This is a genomic window from Bacillus sp. CH140a_4T, assembly GCF_008923725.1.
GTDB lineage: Bacteria > Bacillota > Bacilli > Bacillales > Bacillaceae_G > Bacillus_A.
Window position 1 is genome coordinate 30,691 of sequence record NZ_WBPF01000009.1, and the last position, 17,981, is coordinate 48,671.

Annotated in this window: 16 protein-coding genes and 1 rRNA gene; all 17 read left to right on the forward strand. The window is 37.4% G+C overall.

Annotated features, from left to right (window positions below):
* Window positions 1–157 precede the first annotated feature (157 nt).
* Complete coding sequence (gene spoIIE / locus F8162_RS07995; protein WP_120341466.1) at window positions 158–2,629, forward strand: stage II sporulation protein E; 2,472 nt, start codon at window positions 158–160, stop codon at window positions 2,627–2,629.
* Window positions 2,630–2,862: 233 nt separating this feature from the next.
* On the forward strand, window positions 2,863–4,293 hold the full coding sequence (gene tilS, locus F8162_RS08000) for a tRNA lysidine(34) synthetase TilS (RefSeq protein ID WP_151631952.1): 1,431 nt from the start codon (window positions 2,863–2,865) through the stop codon (window positions 4,291–4,293).
* Complete coding sequence (gene hpt / locus F8162_RS08005) at window positions 4,290–4,832, forward strand: hypoxanthine phosphoribosyltransferase (protein WP_000981838.1); 543 nt, start codon at window positions 4,290–4,292, stop codon at window positions 4,830–4,832. Before tilS ends, hpt begins: the two co-directional genes overlap by 4 nt.
* Window positions 4,833–4,917: 85 nt before the next feature.
* Window positions 4,918–6,819 carry an ATP-dependent zinc metalloprotease FtsH gene (gene ftsH / locus F8162_RS08010; RefSeq protein ID WP_016085296.1) on the forward strand — a complete coding sequence of 634 codons (1,902 nt, stop codon included), beginning with the start codon at window positions 4,918–4,920 and terminating at the stop codon, window positions 6,817–6,819.
* Window positions 6,820–7,043: 224 nt separating this feature from the next.
* Window positions 7,044–7,832 (forward strand): type III pantothenate kinase, encoded by a 789-nt coding sequence (locus tag F8162_RS08015; RefSeq protein WP_000578367.1) that lies wholly within the window; start codon window positions 7,044–7,046, stop codon window positions 7,830–7,832.
* A 6-nt stretch (window positions 7,833–7,838) separates the two neighbouring features.
* Window positions 7,839–8,714: a redox-regulated molecular chaperone HslO gene (gene hslO, locus F8162_RS08020; RefSeq protein ID WP_151631954.1), complete on the forward strand. Its 876-nt coding sequence runs from the start codon at window positions 7,839–7,841 to the stop codon at window positions 8,712–8,714.
* A 113-nt stretch (window positions 8,715–8,827) separates the two neighbouring features.
* Window positions 8,828–9,751, forward strand: a complete 924-nt coding sequence (gene cysK / locus F8162_RS08025; RefSeq protein WP_001261726.1) for a cysteine synthase A — start codon at window positions 8,828–8,830, stop codon at window positions 9,749–9,751.
* Between the two features lie 220 nt (window positions 9,752–9,971).
* The gene (gene pabB, locus F8162_RS08030; RefSeq protein WP_151631956.1) at window positions 9,972–11,369 is read left to right on the forward strand and encodes an aminodeoxychorismate synthase component I; all 1,398 of its coding nucleotides are present in this window, start codon (window positions 9,972–9,974) and stop codon (window positions 11,367–11,369) included.
* A 5-nt stretch (window positions 11,370–11,374) separates the two neighbouring features.
* Window positions 11,375–11,962, forward strand: a complete 588-nt coding sequence (pabA, locus tag F8162_RS08035; protein WP_151631958.1) for an aminodeoxychorismate/anthranilate synthase component II — start codon at window positions 11,375–11,377, stop codon at window positions 11,960–11,962.
* On the forward strand, window positions 11,956–12,813 hold the full coding sequence (gene pabC, locus F8162_RS08040; protein ID WP_151631960.1) for an aminodeoxychorismate lyase: 858 nt from the start codon (window positions 11,956–11,958) through the stop codon (window positions 12,811–12,813). Before pabA ends, pabC begins: the two co-directional genes overlap by 7 nt.
* Window positions 12,803–13,663, forward strand: coding sequence for a dihydropteroate synthase (gene folP, locus F8162_RS08045; RefSeq protein ID WP_140392304.1), 861 nt, complete (start codon window positions 12,803–12,805; stop codon window positions 13,661–13,663). The genes pabC and folP overlap by 11 nt, the downstream gene beginning before the upstream one ends.
* On the forward strand, window positions 13,664–14,026 hold the full coding sequence (gene folB, locus F8162_RS08050) for a dihydroneopterin aldolase (protein ID WP_000358059.1): 363 nt from the start codon (window positions 13,664–13,666) through the stop codon (window positions 14,024–14,026).
* On the forward strand, window positions 14,023–14,538 hold the full coding sequence (gene folK, locus F8162_RS08055) for a 2-amino-4-hydroxy-6-hydroxymethyldihydropteridine diphosphokinase (RefSeq protein ID WP_151631962.1): 516 nt from the start codon (window positions 14,023–14,025) through the stop codon (window positions 14,536–14,538). The genes folB and folK overlap by 4 nt, the downstream gene beginning before the upstream one ends.
* On the forward strand, window positions 14,490–14,693 hold the full coding sequence (locus F8162_RS08060) for a helix-turn-helix domain-containing protein (protein WP_000387027.1): 204 nt from the start codon (window positions 14,490–14,492) through the stop codon (window positions 14,691–14,693). The genes folK and F8162_RS08060 overlap by 49 nt, the downstream gene beginning before the upstream one ends.
* Window positions 14,694–14,716: 23 nt before the next feature.
* Window positions 14,717–15,715 (forward strand): tRNA dihydrouridine synthase DusB, encoded by a 999-nt coding sequence (dusB, locus tag F8162_RS08065; protein ID WP_141555706.1) that lies wholly within the window; start codon window positions 14,717–14,719, stop codon window positions 15,713–15,715.
* Window positions 15,716–15,874: 159 nt separating this feature from the next.
* Window positions 15,875–17,374: a lysine--tRNA ligase gene (lysS, locus tag F8162_RS08070; RefSeq protein WP_000369672.1), complete on the forward strand. Its 1,500-nt coding sequence runs from the start codon at window positions 15,875–15,877 to the stop codon at window positions 17,372–17,374.
* A 373-nt stretch (window positions 17,375–17,747) separates the two neighbouring features.
* A 16S ribosomal RNA gene (locus F8162_RS08075) occupies window positions 17,748–17,981 on the forward strand; the annotation flags it as partial.

Here is a 17,981-nt window from a genome sequence, read left to right on the forward strand (position 1 = left end):
AAATATTGAGAATAAATTACATACCGTGTATATATGTAGAGTTATTTCGAATAAAAAGTCGAACGATTATAAAAGTGAAAACTGTTGTTTTGACAAAAATCCCAATAATCATCTTTTATAATGACAGTAATTAAACTATGCAGGTGGTGTTAAAAATATGCCTAAAGCAGGAAGGAATACTATGAATACAAGTGCATTGGCAATGAATGAGAGTCAGCTTGGAGCAGTAAAGTGGACGAGTAAGTTGCGAATGAAGTTTGAACAAGTTTTCTTTAGATGGGGATTTATTATTGTTGTTATTGGTTTTCTTTTGGGACGAGCATATATATTAACAAACATTTTACCGTTTGCACTACCGTTTTTTGCTGCTGTTTATGTTATGAAGCGGGATAAAATGCCGCTCGCGTTCTTGGCTCTAATGGGGGGCGCGCTTTCAGTTTCGATAGATAATTTATTCTTTACCTTTGCATCTATTTTTACGTTCTTCATTTATAATATCTTCTTTAGTCGGTTTACACGTAAAACTGTTGGACTTGTTCCATTCCAAGTATTTATCTCCGCATTAACCGCACATTTAGTTGTCGTATATTTCGCACAACAAACAGTCACCATGTACGATTTACTTGTTAGTACAATTGAGGCAGGGCTTAGCTTTGTATTAACTATGATATTTTTACAAAGTGTTCCGCTTTTAGTAGAACGAAAAGGTAAACAACAAGCACTAGAGACAGAAGAAATTGTTTGTTTAATTATATTACTAGCATCTGTTTTAACAGGTACAACAGATTGGTTTGTATATGACGCTTCTATTCAACATATTTTTACTAGGTATTTAGTGCTCGTGTTTGCATTTATCGCGGGGGCTGCTACAGGATCTACAGTGGGGGTCGTCACTGGATTAATATTAAGTTTAGCGAATGTCTCCAGTTTGTCTCAACTTAGTTTACTTGCTTTTTCTGGGTTGCTTGGTGGTTTGTTAAAAGAAGGAAAGCGTTTAGGTGTTAGTTTAGGTTTATTAATTGGGACGAGCTTGATTACGTTATATGTAGACAAGCAAACAAACATTGTGACAACTTTAATTGAATCCGGTGTGGCGATTGCGTTCTTTTTATTAACACCGAAACTTGTTATGGATCGTATTGCTAAATTCATGCCAGGCACACAGGAACATTCGCAAGATCAACAGCAGTATTTAAGAAGGATGCGTGATGTTACAGCGAATAAAATTAATCAATTTGCCAATGTATTTGCTGCTTTATCAAATAGCTTTTCTGTATATGGATATGTGGAGGAGGAAGATAAAGAGACAGAAGCAGATTTGTTTTTAAGTACAATTACTGCAAAAACATGTCAAACATGCTTTAAAAAGGACCAATGCTGGGTAGTTAATTTCGACAAAACGTACGATTATATGAAACAAATAATGAGTGAAACGGAAGAGGGGACGTTGCAGCATAATCGGAAATTAGTTCGTGAATGGGACAAGCATTGTGTGAGAGGGAAGAAAGTGACGGATTTAGTAGCGGGTGAATTAGATCACTTCTATGAAGGACAAAAATTAAGAAAACAAATGAAAGAAAACCGTAGAATAGTAGCGGAGCAACTATTAGGTGTATCAAAAGTTATGGAGGATTTTGCTAAGGAGATCCAAAGGGAACGAGAAAATCATCAAGTGCAGGAAGAACAGATTATGCAAGCGTTTCGTGATTTTGGCGTAGAAGTAGAGCATGTTGATATATATTGTTTAGATAGAGGAAGTATTGATATTGAAATGTTAATTCCAGTTGCATCTAATGAACATGGAGAATGTGAAAAGTTAGTTGCGCCGATGCTTTCTGATATTCTAAAGGAAAATATTGTTGTTAAACACGAAGAAAAATCTTCTTATCCGAATGGCCACAGTTTAATATCGTTTGGTTCAGCAAAAACGTATTCTCTTGATACTGGGCTGGCTACAGCTGCAAAAGGCGGTGGATTTGTTTCTGGTGACTCTTATGCGATGATGGATTTAAGCGTTGGTAAATATGCGCTTGCAATTAGTGATGGTATGGGAAATGGGCAAAGAGCTCATATGGAGAGTAAAGAAACGGTAAAATTATTACAAAAAATACTTCAATCAGGCATTGATGAGGAAATAGCGATTAAATCTATCAATTCTATTCTTTCTTTAAGAACAACAGAAGAGATGTTTACGACGTTAGATTTAGCTATGGTAGATTTGCGGGATGCGAGTGCGAAATTTTTAAAGATTGGATCGACGCCGAGTTTTGTTAAACGCGCAAATAATATTTTGAAAATTGAGGCAAGTAATTTGCCGATGGGGATTATCGAGGATGTTGAAGTTGATGTAGTAGGTGAACAATTAAAAACGGGTGATATCCTTATTATGATGAGCGATGGGATTTTCGAGGGAGCGCAACATGTGGAGAATCATGAACTATGGATGAAACGAAAAATTAAAGAATTACAAACCGAAGATCCACAAGAAATTGCTGATATCATTATGGAAGAGGTGATTCGTTCCTGTGACGGTTATATAAATGACGATATGACTATTGTTGTGGCGAAAGTGAAGAAAAATATGCCGAAATGGGCTACGATTCCAATTGTAGGAATGCAGGCGCAATAAATTTTAAGTTGGATGTTTCTCTATCGCTGTTTCTTTCTAAAAACCTAGGTGGATGCCTAGGTTTTTTTACTTTAAAAGATAATGTTATTATTTTTGTGAATATGTACGGATGATGTAAGATAAAAATGTAATTTTTGTATATCTTTTTTTTGCACAATGTTTGTAAAAGTTGTACCATTATAAACAAGGTAACTAACGTTGCTGTTCTTGTTTAATGAAAGGTGATTACGAAGTTGAAAGATACATTTGTTGAAAAGGTAGATGACTTTGTAAAGCAGCATGATGTATTAAAGGAACGTTCAACAATTGTTGTAGGGGTTTCTGGTGGTCCTGACTCTTTGGCTCTTCTATATTATTTGTTAGAAAAAAGAGCAGCAAAACAGTTTGAAATTGTAGTGGCACATGTAGATCATATGTTTAGAGGTGATGAATCTCATGAGGACCTACAGTTTGTGCAGGACCTTTGTAAAGGGCTGGGAGTTATTTGCGAAACGATAAGGATTAATGTGTCGCAATATCAACAGCAATACGGAATGAATGCACAGGTTGCTGCTAGAGAATGCAGATATGCATTTTTGGAAACAATAATGAAGAAATATGATGCGAGATATGTAGCGCTTGGACATCATGGTGATGATCAAGTAGAGACGATTTTAATGCGCCTTGTACGAGGGAGTACTCCGAAAGGGTATGCAGGAATTGCGGTGAAGCGTCCTTTTCATAATGGGTATTTAATTAGGCCGTTACTTGGAGTAACGAAGGAAGAAATTGTTGATTACTGTAATAAGCTAAAAATAATTCCACGTATAGATCCAAGTAATAAAAAGGAAGTATATACAAGGAATCGATTACGTAAATATGTTCTTCCTCATTTGAAAGAAGAAAATTCACAAGTGCATGAGAAATTCCAAAAATTTAGCATGCAAATGCAAGAGGATGAGGCGTATTTGCAGGAATTAGCTTTTGAGAAAATGAATAAAGTAATTACAAAAAAAATTGATAAACAAATTAGCTTATCAATTCCTGCCTTTGAATCCATGTCTATGTCTTTACAAAGAAGAGGGATTCAACTAATATTAAACTATCTTTATGAATATAAGATTCCATCTTCTCTTTCCTCTATACATATTGACAAAGTGATTGAGTTTTTTAAGCGGACACAACCTTCAGGTTCACTTGATTTTCCAGGTGATTTAAAAATTGTTCGCGCATACGAGGAGTGCAGCTTTGGATTTAAACAAGGAATTGTTTCTCCTTTTTTACAAGATTTATCAGTTCCCGGGACAATTACGCTATCGAACGGGGATAGGCTTGTAACAGAGGTGAGCGAAGATATACCAAGTAACATGAATGAAACAGTATTTGTTGCTAAGTATAATGATATATCCTATCCACTTCGTATTCGTTCTAGAGAAAATGGAGATCGCATGTCAATACAAGGTATGAATGGCACAAAAAAGATAAAAGCTATCTTTATCGAAGCGAAAGTACCAAGAGAAAAAAGAGAAGAATGGCCGGTCGTTTGTGATGCAAGTGGGAATATTATTTGGGTACCCTTGTTGAAGCGATCTGCATTTGCTATCTCGAAAGAGACGGCAAAGAAGGATAAATATATGATTATTCACTACAAAAGCAAGGAGTCTTCCGGGAGGATAATGAAATGATGAATCAAGATATCGAAAAAGTATTAATTTCTGAAGAACAAATACAAGAAAAGGTGCTCGAATTAGGCGCAATTATTGCAGAGGATTATAAAAATACAGTACCTCTTGCGATTGGCGTATTAAAGGGCGCAATGCCATTTATGGCAGATTTATTAAAGAGAACAGATACATATCTTGAAATGGATTTTATGGCTGTATCTAGTTATGGTCACTCTACCGTTTCAACAGGCGAAGTGAAAATTTTAAAAGACCTTGATACTTCTGTAGAAGGTCGCGATATTTTAATCGTTGAAGATATTATTGATAGCGGTCTTACGCTAAGTTACTTAGTAGACCTATTTAAATATCGTAAAGCGAAGTCTGTAAAAATTGTTACGTTATTAGATAAGCCGACAGGCCGCAAGGTAGATTTGAAAGCGGATTATGTTGGATTTACTGTTCCGCATGAATTTGTTGTAGGATATGGATTAGATTATAAAGAGCAGTACCGTAATCTTCCTTATGTAGGAGTATTAAAACCAAGCGTTTACTCAAATTAATTAAATACAGGCGTTACAATTGTATAGGAAAGTTTTTCTATGTTACGATTTACAATAGTGTTTATGCCGTGAGAGGAGGTTAGGAATGAATCGTATCTTCCGTAATACCATCTTTTATTTACTGATATTCCTAGTAGTAATTGGAATCGTGAGCTATTTTAATGGTTCGACACAAAAAACGACATCAGTTAGCTACGATAAATTCATTACTAAACTAGAAAAAGGTGAAGTGCGTAATGTGCAACTTCAACCGAAAAATGGTGTATTTGAGGTAAAAGGACAATTTAACAACTCTAGCCAAGGAGAACAATTTGTTACTTATGCACCAAATACTGAGGAATTACAAAAGAAAATTAATGATAAAGCGCAAGGTGCTGAAGTTAAGTATCAACCAGCAGAAGAAACAAGTGCTTGGGTAACCTTCTTTACTTCTATCATTCCGTTTGTCATTATCTTCATTTTATTCTTCTTCTTATTAAACCAAGCTCAGGGCGGCGGTAGCCGTGTTATGAACTTCGGGAAAAGTAAGGCGAAGTTATATAATGACGAAAAGAAAAAAGTTCGTTTCAGAGATGTTGCTGGAGCGGATGAAGAGAAACAAGAGCTTGTTGAGGTAGTTGAATTCTTGAAAGATCCTCGTAAGTTTGCTGAAGTTGGTGCCCGTATTCCTAAGGGTGTTCTGTTAGTGGGACCTCCAGGTACAGGTAAAACTTTATTAGCACGTGCTGTTGCAGGTGAAGCTGGCGTTCCGTTCTTCTCTATCAGTGGTTCTGATTTCGTAGAGATGTTTGTCGGTGTCGGTGCATCACGTGTACGTGATTTATTCGAAAATGCAAAGAAAAATGCTCCTTGTATCATTTTCATTGATGAAATTGATGCAGTAGGACGTCAACGTGGCGCAGGTCTTGGTGGTGGCCATGATGAGCGTGAGCAAACGCTGAACCAATTACTTGTTGAAATGGATGGATTCGGTGCAAACGAAGGTATTATTATCATCGCTGCAACAAACCGTCCTGATATTCTTGATCCAGCGTTATTACGTCCAGGTCGTTTTGACCGTCAAATTACAGTAGATCGTCCAGATGTAAATGGCCGTGAAGCTGTACTGAAAGTACATGCTCGTAATAAACCGCTTGATGATCATATCAACTTAAGAGCAATTGCAACTCGTACACCAGGATTCTCTGGTGCTGATCTTGAAAACTTATTAAACGAAGCTGCTTTAGTAGCTGCGCGTCAAGATAAGAAGAAAATTGATATGAGTGACATTGATGAAGCAACGGATCGTGTTATTGCAGGTCCAGCTAAGAAAAGTCGTGTTATCTCTGAAAAAGAACGTAATATCGTTGCATTCCATGAAGCTGGCCATACTGTAATTGGTGTTGTCCTTGATGAAGCAGATATCGTTCATAAAGTAACAATTGTCCCTCGTGGTCAAGCTGGTGGATATGCAGTAATGCTTCCGAAAGAAGATCGTTACTTCATGACAAAACCAGAGTTACTTGATAAAATCACTGGTTTACTTGGTGGTCGAGTAGCTGAAGAGATTGTGTTCGGTGAAGCAAGTACAGGTGCTCACAACGACTTCCAACGTGCGACTGGTATTGCAAGACGTATGGTTACGGAATTCGGTATGAGTGATAAGCTTGGACCGATGCAATTCGGTAGCTCGCAAGGTGGTCAAGTGTTCTTAGGAAGAGACTTCCATTCAGAACAAAACTACAGTGATGCAATTGCACATGAAATCGATGTGGAAATGCAAACTATTATAAAAGAATGTTATGCTCGCGCGCACCAAATTCTTACTGAAAAACGTGATAAGCTAGATATTATTGCGAAAACGTTACTTGAAGTAGAAACGTTAGATGCAGAGCAAATCAATCATTTATATGATTACGGCAGATTGCCAGAGCGTCCAACATCTTCAGATGATGTAAAAGTAAACATCAATATGAAGAAGGACGATGAAGAATCAGAAGATAAGTAAGAGATGAAGGAGTGACGATGGTCACTCCTTTTTTATTTGTGGAACGAAATGAAGTAGAAAAAGAATTTAAATAAATCTGGTATTAAAAATTGAAATAGAGCGTAATCTTTTTGTAAAATGATGAGGGTAGAAAAGCTGATTATATAAGTATGTGTGATATGATGTTTTTATAAGTTTTATACATACTGCACAAATATAGATTAAATAAGATAAGTGGTGAGAATATGATTTTTGTATTGGATGTAGGGAACACAAATGCTGTACTAGGCGTGTTTGAAGAGGGGGAACTTCGTCAACACTGGCGCATGGAAACAGATCGTCATAAGACAGAAGATGAATATGGAATGCTTGTAAAGCAGCTGCTTGAGCATGAGGGTCTTTCGTTTGAAGATGTGAAAGGTATTATCGTGTCTTCAGTCGTACCACCAATTATGTTTGCATTAGAGCGCATGTGTGAAAAGTATTTTAAAATTAAACCGCTTGTAGTAGGTCCTGGAATAAAAACGGGGCTAAATATTAAATATGAAAATCCACGTGAAGTAGGCGCGGACCGAATTGTAAATGCAGTAGCAGGAATTCACTTATATGGAAGTCCGCTTATTATTGTCGATTTCGGTACGGCTACTACATATTGTTATATTAACGAAGAAAAGCATTATATGGGTGGAGTTATTACGCCGGGAATCATGATTTCAGCAGAGGCTTTATATAGTAGAGCGGCAAAACTTCCACGTATTGAAATTACAAAACCAAGCAGTGTTGTTGGAAAGAATACAGTAAGTGCGATGCAATCTGGTATTCTTTATGGTTATGTTGGACAAGTGGAAGGTATTGTTAAGCGTATGAAAGAGGAAGCTAAACAAGAACCGAAAGTTATTGCAACAGGTGGATTGGCGAAATTAATTTCAGAAGAATCGAATGTAATTGATGTTGTAGATCCATTTTTAACATTAAAAGGTTTATATATGTTATACGAGCGTAATGCAAATTTACAGCATGAGAAAGGTGAATAAATGAGTATGAAAGATTATTTAGTAAAAGCGTTAGCGTTTGATGGAGAAGTGCGTGCATATAGTGTACGTACTACAAACACAGTAAGTGAGGCGCAAAGACGTCATGATACATGGAGAACAGCTTCAGCGGCACTTGGTCGTTCTTTAACTGCAGGTACAATGATGGGCGCGATGTTAAAAGGTGACCAAAAGTTAACGATTAAGGTAGAAGGTAATGGTCCGATTGGTCCCATCTTAGTAGATGCTCATGCGAATGGGGATGTACGTGGTTATGTAACGAATCCACATGTTGATTTTGAAGGAACGGAACAAGGGAAATTACGTGTATATCAAGCGGTGGGTACTGAAGGATTTGTAACAGTAATTAAAGATATTGGTATGCGTGAGCCGTTTATTGGTCAATCTCCAATTGTTTCAGGAGAATTAGGGGAAGACTTCACGTATTATTTTGCAGTTTCTGAGCAAACACCTTCTTCTGTAGGAGTCGGCGTTCTTGTAAATGGAGATGACAGCGTATTAGCGGCAGGTGGATTTATCCTTCAAATTATGCCAGGTGCACAGGAAGAAACAATTTCATTCATCGAAGATCGTTTGCAGAAGATTCCTCCTGTATCAACATTAATCGAACAAGGGCTTTCTCCAGAAGAGTTACTGTATGCAGTTCTTGGAGAAGATAAAGTAAAAGTATTAGAAGTGATGGATGTTCAATTTAATTGCACATGCTCACGCGAACGTATTGAGAGTGTGTTAATTAGTTTGGGTGAAACAGAGTTAGAGCAAATTCGCGAAGAAGAAGAAGAGACAGAAGTTCATTGTCATTTCTGTAATGAGCGATACAAGTTCTCTAAAGAAGATATTACAAATTTAATTGAGACTTTGTAATAAGGGAAGTGAGGAAATCCATCCTCTAAATAGATTGACAAACAGGGAATTTTCTGACAAAATCTAAATATAGATAAAACCAATAAAAATACTCGGTGTTAGGAGTGACAGGAATGCGAGTGGCACAATCAGTTTCAGAATTAATCGGGAAAACGCCGATCGTTAAGTTGAACCGCATCGTAGAATCAAACAGCGCAGATATATACTTAAAATTAGAATTTATGAATCCAGGGAGCAGTGTTAAAGATCGTATTGCATTAGCTATGATTGAAGATGCTGAAAAAAAAGGATTATTAAAAGAAGGCGATACAATTATTGAGCCGACAAGTGGTAACACAGGAATTGGTTTAGCGATGGTAGCGGCCGCTAAAGGATATAAGGCAATTTTAGTAATGCCAGAAACAATGAGTATTGAGCGTCGTAATTTATTACGTGCTTACGGTGCAGAATTAGTATTGACTCCAGGGCCTGAAGGAATGGGTGGAGCGATTCGTCAAGCGACTGAATTAGCAAAAGAGCATGGCTACTTTATACCACAACAGTTCAAAAACCAATCGAATCCAGAAATTCATCGTTTAACAACAGGGCCAGAAATTGTTGAACAAATGGGCGACCAATTAGATGCGTTTATTGCAGGTATTGGTACAGGTGGAACGATTACTGGTGCCGGTGAAGTACTGAAGGAAGCGTATAAAGATATTAAAATTTATGCAGTAGAACCTGCGGATTCACCAGTACTATCTGGTGGGAAACCGGGTCCACATAAAATCCAAGGAATTGGGGCGGGATTTATCCCAGAGACATTGGATGTAGAGGTATATGATGAAATTGTTCAAGTAAAAGCAGAGCAAGCATTTGAATATGCAAGAAGAGTGGCTAAAGAGGAAGGTATTTTAGTGGGTATCTCTTCTGGAGCAGTTATTTATGCAGCAACAGAAATTGCGAAAAAGTTAGGTAAAGGGAAAAAGGTGCTTGTTATTATCCCAAGTAACGGTGAACGTTATTTAAGTACACCGCTTTATCAATTTGAGTCTTAATTATTTGTGATGGAAAAAGCATCCTTGAAAAAGGATGCTTTTTCTTTTTGGATTGGAAATAGGAAAAGAGTGAATGACTAGAAAACTTCATGTAAAATAAGAGGTAGTATAATTAATTTATTTTCACTAGCCTTCGAGTATAACCACTCTATATACATAACGAATGTAGTTTGAGGTGGTTAATCTAAGAGGGTGGAATAAAAGAAGACGGGGTGTTGATATGCAACGAAGAAAATCTTTAGCGCTTTCTATTCCATATCAGTTAGATTTCTTTAAGCAGTACAAATTTCTTTCTAAGGATAAACCGCAACATATTTTGTTAGAGAGTGGACGTGGCGGTCGTTATAACATTGTGGGGTTGAACCCAGTAGCGGTAATCCGAGGGAAGGGTGAAACGTTACATATAAGCGAAAGTGGTAAGGAAACAATAAAACAAGGAAACCCATTAGATTTAATGCAGGAATATATGGAGCGATGGAAGATGGACTATAATCCGGAATACCCGCCATTTCAAGGTGGTGCAATTGGTTACTTTAGTTATGATTGCATCCGTTATATTGAAAAACTCCCTTCCCATGCGGAGGATGACATTAATATACCTGATATATTCTTTTTGTTATTTGATGATGTGTTTGTGTACGATCAAAAAGAAAAAGTATTATGGCTTATTACACATTATGTAGATAAGCATGAAGAGGCAAAAGAGCGATTAAATGAATGGAAGATTCTTTGGGCGACAGAAGCGCCAGAAGTGAACATACCGTTTGCATGCCGTGAAGAGAAAAGTGAAGCAGTTGCTTTTACAGAAGAAAGCTTTATGAAGGCGGTTGAATGTATTCAAGAATATATTGGTGCTGGTGATGTGTTCCAAGTAAACTTGTCGACAAGGCAAGAAAGAACGTTACAAACACACCCGCTAGAAATTTATACAAGTCTTCGTGAAATTAATCCATCTCCATATATGGGTTACTTGGAGCTCGGGGATTTTCAAATTGTTAGTGGATCGCCAGAGTTGCTAATTAAGAAAAAAGGAACCGAGGTAAGTACAAGACCAATTGCTGGAACGAGATCTAGAGGGGCGAATGAGCAAGAGGATGAAGAATTAGCAAAAGAATTAATTGAGAACGAAAAAGAAAGAGCAGAGCACGTCATGCTTGTGGATTTAGAACGAAATGATTTAGGGCGTGTTTGTAAGTATGGCACTGTAGAAGTAGATGAATTTATGGTAATAGAGAAATACTCACATGTTATGCATATTGTTTCTAATGTGCGTGGTGAGGTGGATGAAGATAAAGATGCTTTTGATTTAGTGAAGGCTGTATTCCCTGGGGGAACAATTACTGGTGCCCCGAAAATACGTACGATGGAAATTATTGAAGAATTAGAACCTGTTCGCAGAGGGATTTATACAGGTTCAATCGGTTGGATCGGTTATTCTGGAGATACAGAATTGAATATTGTAATTAGAACACTTCTTGCTAAAGATGGAAAAGCGCATGTACAAGCAGGAGCGGGAATTGTAATTGATTCGAATCCGGAAAATGAATATAAAGAGTCGTTAAAAAAGGCGATTGCTTTATGGCGTGCAAAAGAACGTAGCGAAGAAACGGTTAGGTGAGAGAAATGATATTAATGATTGATAATTATGATTCTTTTACATTTAATTTAGTGCAGTTTCTTGGAGAACTTGGACAAGAGCTTGTTGTTAAACGTAACGATGAAGTGACTATTTCAGATATTGAGAATATGAAACCAGACTTTTTAATGATTTCGCCAGGTCCTTGTAGTCCTAATGAAGCGGGTATTAGTATGGAGGTTATTCAATACTTTGCTGGAAAGATTCCGATTTTTGGGGTTTGTCTTGGGCATCAATCCATTGCACAAGTGTTTGGTGGAGAGGTTGTTCGTGCGGAGCGCTTAATGCATGGGAAAACGTCGCTTATGCATCATGACGGAAAGACGATTTTTTCGGATATTCCTAATCCGTTTACTGCGACACGTTATCATTCCCTTATCGTTAAGAAAGAGACGTTACCTGAATGCTTAGAGGTAACATCTTGGACAGAAGAAGGGGAAATTATGGCGCTCCGTCATACAACATTACCGATTGAAGGTGTACAGTTCCATCCGGAATCAATTATGACTTCCCACGGGAAAGAGTTGTTGCAGAATTTCATTCGTAAATACAGTCGAAGTGTGACATCGTGTTAATTTACGTAAATGGTGAGTATGTAGAAGCAAGTGAAGCGAGAATTTCTCCTTATGATCATGGTTATTTATATGGTCTTGGAGTTTTTGAGACATTTCGTATTTATAATGGTCATCCTTTCTTGTTGGATGATCATTATGACCGTTTAATGGATGCGCTGGATATATTGCAAATTAAATGGACAATGACGAAAGATGAAGTGCTGCTTATTTTGAAGAATTTACTCGTTAAGAATGAATTAGAGCATGCATATGTACGTTTTAATGTATCAGCGGGTATAGATGAAATTGGATTGCAAACGGAAATGTATGAAGAGCCGTCTGTTATTGTTTTTATAAAACCTTTAGCAGCCCCGGGAGATGTAGTGGAAAAAGAAGGGGTTGTTTTAAAACAAGTGCGAAATACACCAGAGGGTGCGTCTCGCTTAAAGTCTCATCATTATTTAAATAACATTTTAGGAAAACGTGAAATTGGAAATGTTGTGAATAAGGAAGGTATCTTCCTTACTGAAGCAGGTTATGTTGCAGAGGGGATTGTTTCGAATCTCTTTTTCGTGAAAGGTGATATTTTGTATACACCTTCGTTAAAAACAGGGATTTTAAATGGTATCACTCGTGCGTTTATTATAAAGGTTGCTGAAGAGCTGGGTATAGAAGTAAAGGAAGGTTTCTTTACAAAAGATACATTACTTTCAGCTGATGAAGTTTTCGTAACAAACTCGATTCAAGAAATTGTTCCACTTTATCATATAGAGGGACGAGATTTCCCGGGTAAAGTAGGTATGGTTACAAAAAGATTTATAAATCTTTTTGTAATGCAGAGAGAGAGATTGTGGAGCAGAAATGAATTGTGAAGAGGAGATGTGTAGTTTGAAGTGGGATTATGATTTGCGCTGCGGCGAATATACATTGAACTTAAATGAAAAAACTTTAATTATGGGAATTTTAAATGTAACACCAGATTCGTTTTCCGATGGTGGGAGTTACAACGAGGTAGAGGCTGCGGTGCGCCATGCAAAAGAAATGCGAGATGAAGGTGCTCATATTATTGATATCGGCGGCGAATCTACTCGCCCGGGTTTTGCTAAAGTATCAGTGGAAGAAGAAATAAAGCGAGTTGTTCCGATGATTCAGGCTGTTTCAAAAGAAGTGAAATTGCCTATTTCTATCGACACGTATAAAGCTGAAGTTGCAAAACAAGCAATCGAAGCGGGCGCTCATATTATTAATGATGTTTGGGGAGCGAAGGCGGAACCGAAAATCGCTGAAGTTGCAGCTCATTACGATGTACCTATTATCTTGATGCATAATCGCGATAACATGAATTACCGCAATTTAATGGCTGATATGATTGCTGATTTATATGACAGTATTAAAATTGCTAAAGATGCTGGTGTGCGAGATGAGAATATCATTTTAGACCCAGGCATTGGTTTTGCTAAAACACCCGAACAAAATTTAGAAGCGATGCGTAATTTAGAGCAGTTAAACGTACTAGGTTATCCAGTTCTCTTAGGTACTTCAAGAAAGTCCTTTATTGGACATGTGTTAGATTTACCGGTAGAGGAACGTCTTGAGGGAACGGGAGCTACCGTTTGTCTTGGCATTGAAAAGGGCTGTGAGTTTGTTCGTGTTCATGATGTGAAGGAAATGGCGCGTATGGCTAAGATGATGGATGCGATGATTGGTAAGGGGGTAAAGTAATTGGATAAAATTTATATTCATGATATGGAGTTTTACGGTTATCATGGTGTATTCCCAGAGGAAAATAAATTGGGACAGAGATTTAAAGTAGACTTAACAGTGGAATTGGATTTGAAACAGGCAGGGGAAAGTGATGACTTAGAGCATTCCGTCAATTATGGAGAGCTTTTCGAATTATGTAGGAAAGTTGTTGAAGATAGAACGTATAAGCTTGTAGAGAGCATTGCTGAAAATATCGCTACAGATATATTGAAACAATATGAGAGTATTTCAAGATGTACAATAAAGGTAATTAAACCGGATCCGCCGATACCGGGACACTATCGTGCTGTAGCAGTGGAAATTACGAGAGAACGTCCATGAATAATATAGCGTACATTGCATTAGGTTCAAATATTGGAGAGCGTTATACGTATTTAACTGAAGCGATTCAGTTTCTAAATAAAAATCCCTATATCCAAGTTGAGGATGTTTCGTCTGTATATGAAACGGAACCAGTTGGCTATACTGACCAAAGTTGCTTTTTAAATTTAGTTATAAAAATTTCTACCAATTTCTCACCGCAAGAGTTATTGAAAGTAACGCAAAGAGTAGAAAATGATCTAGGAAGAAAAAGGGAAATTAGGTGGGGTCCGAGGACCATCGACCTTGACATTTTACTATATAATCAAGAAAATATTGAAGCAGAGAATCTTATTGTTCCGCATCCGCGGATGTTCGAAAGAGCTTTTGTTATCGTTCCGTTGTTAGAGATTAATCAAGATATAAAACAAAACATTTCACGTTCACAAGTAGAAGAAATGAAAAGGCGAGAGGGAGTAACGGTATGGAAGCAGAAAAATGGGGAAGACGCATTCGTGCTTTTCGAAAGCTAAAAGGTTATACACAAGAAGGTTTTGCAAAAGAATTAGGGGTATCTGTATCTGTTTTAGGTGAAGTTGAGAGAGGGAATCGATCGCCTTCCCAAGATTTTGTAGTAGAAGTTGCTAAAGCATTAAAGGTCTCCATAGATGAGTTAATGCCAAAGTAACTATGAAGGAAGGAGTAAGTCGAGTGTTAAAAATCGCAAATATTGAGATGAAAAACCCGGTTGTGTTAGCACCGATGGCAGGAGTGTGTAACTCTGCATTCCGTTTGACAGTAAAAGAATTTGGTGCAGGCTTAGTTTGTGCTGAGATGGTAAGTGATAAAGCAATATTACTTAATAACAAAAGAACGTTAGATATGTTATATATTGATGAAAGAGAAAAGCCATTAAGTTTACAAATTTTTGGTGGAGAGAAAGAAACTCTTGTAGATGCTGCGAAATACGTAGATAAATATACGACAGCAGACATTATTGATATTAATATGGGTTGCCCAGTACCGAAAATCATTAAGTGTGATGCGGGAGCAAAGTGGCTTTTAGACCCAAATAAAATATATGAAATGGTAGCGGCAGTTGTAGATGCTGTTGAAAAGCCAGTTACAGTTAAGATGCGTATTGGTTGGGATGCAGACCATATTTTTGCAATTGAGAATGCAAAAGCTGTTGAGCGTGCTGGTGGACAAGCGGTAGCAGTTCATGGGCGTACACGAGTACAAATGTATGAAGGGAAAGCGGATTGGGATGTTATTAAACAAGTAAAGCAAGCTGTAAATATCCCGGTTATCGGAAATGGTGATGTCGAAACGCCACAAGATGCAAAGCGTATGCTTGATGAAATTGGTGTAGACGGTGTTATGATTGGTCGCGCTGCCCTTGGGGACCCGTGGATGATTTATCGTACGGTAAAGTATTTGGAAACAGGTGAATTAATGCCGGAACCGACAGTGCGTGAGAAAATTGACGTATGTATGTTGCACCTAGATCGTCTTATCGATTTAAAGAACGAAAATGTCGCTGTAAGAGAGATGAGGAAGCATGCAGCTTGGTATTTAAAGGGTGTTCGTGGTAATGCAACTGTACGTAATGGTATCAATGCTTGTAATACGCGTGAGGACCTTGCGAATGTATTAGGTGCGTTTGTAGAAGAAGTAGAAGCGAAACAACAAACAATTCACGTTGGTTAATAATAGATATAGAAGATTGACATTCTTCTATACACTTCCTATAATTACGTGAAAGAAAGAAGAACTGCCAGCTAGTTGCTGGCAGTTTTTCTAGTTGAGTAGAAAATGCTATACTGTATATATTGTAAAAATTAATAGAGCTGGAGTGATATCAATACCATGGATAACATGAACCACGAAGAATTAAACGACCAATTGCTTGTTCGTCGTGAAAAGTTACATAACTTACGTGAGCAAGGGATCGATCCGTTCGGTAAACGATTTGAACGTACAAATGCAACAAATGACTTATTAAGCTTATATGGAGAGTTCTCTAAAGAAGAATTAGAAGAGAAAGAAATCTCTGTTTCTATCGCTGGTCGTATTATGACGAAACGCGGTAAAGGAAAAGCTGGATTTGCACATATTCAAGATTTACATGGACAAGTTCAAATTTATGTTCGTAAAGATGCTGTTGGAGATGAAGAGTATGAATTATTTAAAACAGCAGACTTAGGTGACTTAGTAGGTATTGAAGGTAAAGTGTTCAAAACGAACGTTGGGGAACTTTCAGTGAAAGCAACGGGCTTTACACTATTAACGAAATCTCTTCGTCCATTACCGGATAAATATCATGGATTAAAAGATGTTGAACAACGCTACCGTCAACGTTACCTAGACTTAATCACAAGTATGGAAAGCCGTGAAACATTCGTTACTCGCAGTAAAATCATTCGTGAAATGAGAAGATACTTAGATGACAATGGTTATCTTGAAGTGGAAACACCTATGATGCATGCAATTGCAGGTGGAGCCTCTGCGCGTCCTTTCATTACGCACCATAATGCGTTAGATATGGAATTATACATGCGTATCGCAATTGAACTTCATTTAAAACGCCTTATTGTGGGTGGATTAGAAAAAGTTTATGAAATCGGTCGTGTATTCCGTAATGAGGGTGTATCAACTCGTCATAATCCAGAGTTTACAATGATTGAATTATATGAAGCGTATGCTGATTATAAAGATATTATGAAACTAACAGAAAATATGGTTGCTCATATTGCGAAGCAAGTACTAGGCACAACAACAATCCAATATGGTGATTATGAAATTAATCTAGAACCAGAATGGACACGTCTTCATATGGTAGATGCAATCAAGGAACATTCTGGAGCAGATTTCTGGAATCCAATGAGTGTAGAAGAAGCGCGTGAACTTGCAAAAGAACATAATGTAGGTATTAAGGATACGATGGAAGTTGGTCATATTATAAATGAATTCTTCGAACAAAAAGTAGAAGATAAATTAATCCAACCAACATTTATTTACGGTCATCCGGTAGAAATTTCGCCACTTGCGAAAAAGAATGACGAAGATCCACGATTCACAGATCGTTTCGAATTATTTATCGTTGCACGTGAACATGCAAATGCATTCACTGAGCTAAATGATCCGATTGATCAAAAAGAACGTTTTGAAGCGCAATTAAAAGAGCGCGAACAAGGTAATGATGAAGCTCACATGATGGATGATGATTATATTGAAGCTCTTGAGTACGGTATGCCTCCTACAGGTGGACTAGGAATTGGTATTGATCGTCTTGTTATGTTATTAACGAATGCACCATCTATTCGTGATGTATTATTATTCCCTGCTATGCGTCATAAACAAGACTAAGCTTTGGAGATTTCTCCAAAGCTTTTTTTATTTGAGTAAGAGCTACGTGGGGATAGTAGCTCTTGATGGTGCGAGAAATTATATTTATATAGAAGAAATGTGCTGTTTTTATACTTTTTTACTAAGTTAAAAATTTTATTAGAAAAACTATTGCATTTTAATAATCAAACTGGTATATTTATATTCGTTGCCACGAAAGGTAACAAGCAAAACAAACGAAAAACAACTTATTGAAAAAAGTTGTTGACGAAAATATAACGAAATGTTATATTGATAAAGTCGCTTCTGAGCGGCAGACAAGTTCTTTGAAAACTGAACGAAACAAACAACGTGAAACGTCAATTTTTATTTTTAGATGCTAGACAAACTAACTTTATTGGAGAGTTTGATCCTGGCTCAGGATGAACGCTGGCGGCGTGCCTAATACATGCAAGTCGAGCGAATGGATTGAGAGCTTGCTCTCAAGAAGTTAGCGGCGGACGGGTGAGTAACACGTGGGTAACCTACCTATAAGACTGGGATAACTCCGGGAAACCGGGGCTAATACCGGATAATATTTTGAACTGCATGGTTCGAAATTGAAAGGCGGCTTCGGCTGTCACTTATG

Excerpts from the sequence above, each read along its gene's own strand:
- F8162_RS08060 (WP_000387027.1), top strand. The coding sequence starts at position 14,490 with ATGGAAGCAGAAAAATGGGGAAGACGCATTCGTGCTTTTCGAAAGCTA.
- folK (WP_151631962.1), top strand. The coding sequence starts at position 14,023 with ATGAATAATATAGCGTACATTGCATTAGGTTCAAATATTGGAGAGCGT.
- folP (WP_140392304.1), top strand. The coding sequence starts at position 12,803 with ATGAATTGTGAAGAGGAGATGTGTAGTTTGAAGTGGGATTATGATTTG.
- lysS (WP_000369672.1), top strand. The coding sequence starts at position 15,875 with ATGGATAACATGAACCACGAAGAATTAAACGACCAATTGCTTGTTCGT.
- F8162_RS08015 (WP_000578367.1), top strand. The coding sequence starts at position 7,044 with ATGATTTTTGTATTGGATGTAGGGAACACAAATGCTGTACTAGGCGTG.
- spoIIE (WP_120341466.1), top strand. The coding sequence starts at position 158 with ATGCCTAAAGCAGGAAGGAATACTATGAATACAAGTGCATTGGCAATG.
- hslO (WP_151631954.1), top strand. The coding sequence starts at position 7,839 with ATGAAAGATTATTTAGTAAAAGCGTTAGCGTTTGATGGAGAAGTGCGT.
- hpt (WP_000981838.1), top strand. The coding sequence starts at position 4,290 with ATGATGAATCAAGATATCGAAAAAGTATTAATTTCTGAAGAACAAATA.
- cysK (WP_001261726.1), top strand. The coding sequence starts at position 8,828 with ATGCGAGTGGCACAATCAGTTTCAGAATTAATCGGGAAAACGCCGATC.
- pabB (WP_151631956.1), top strand. The coding sequence starts at position 9,972 with ATGCAACGAAGAAAATCTTTAGCGCTTTCTATTCCATATCAGTTAGAT.
- ftsH (WP_016085296.1), top strand. The coding sequence starts at position 4,918 with ATGAATCGTATCTTCCGTAATACCATCTTTTATTTACTGATATTCCTA.
- pabA (WP_151631958.1), top strand. The coding sequence starts at position 11,375 with ATGATATTAATGATTGATAATTATGATTCTTTTACATTTAATTTAGTG.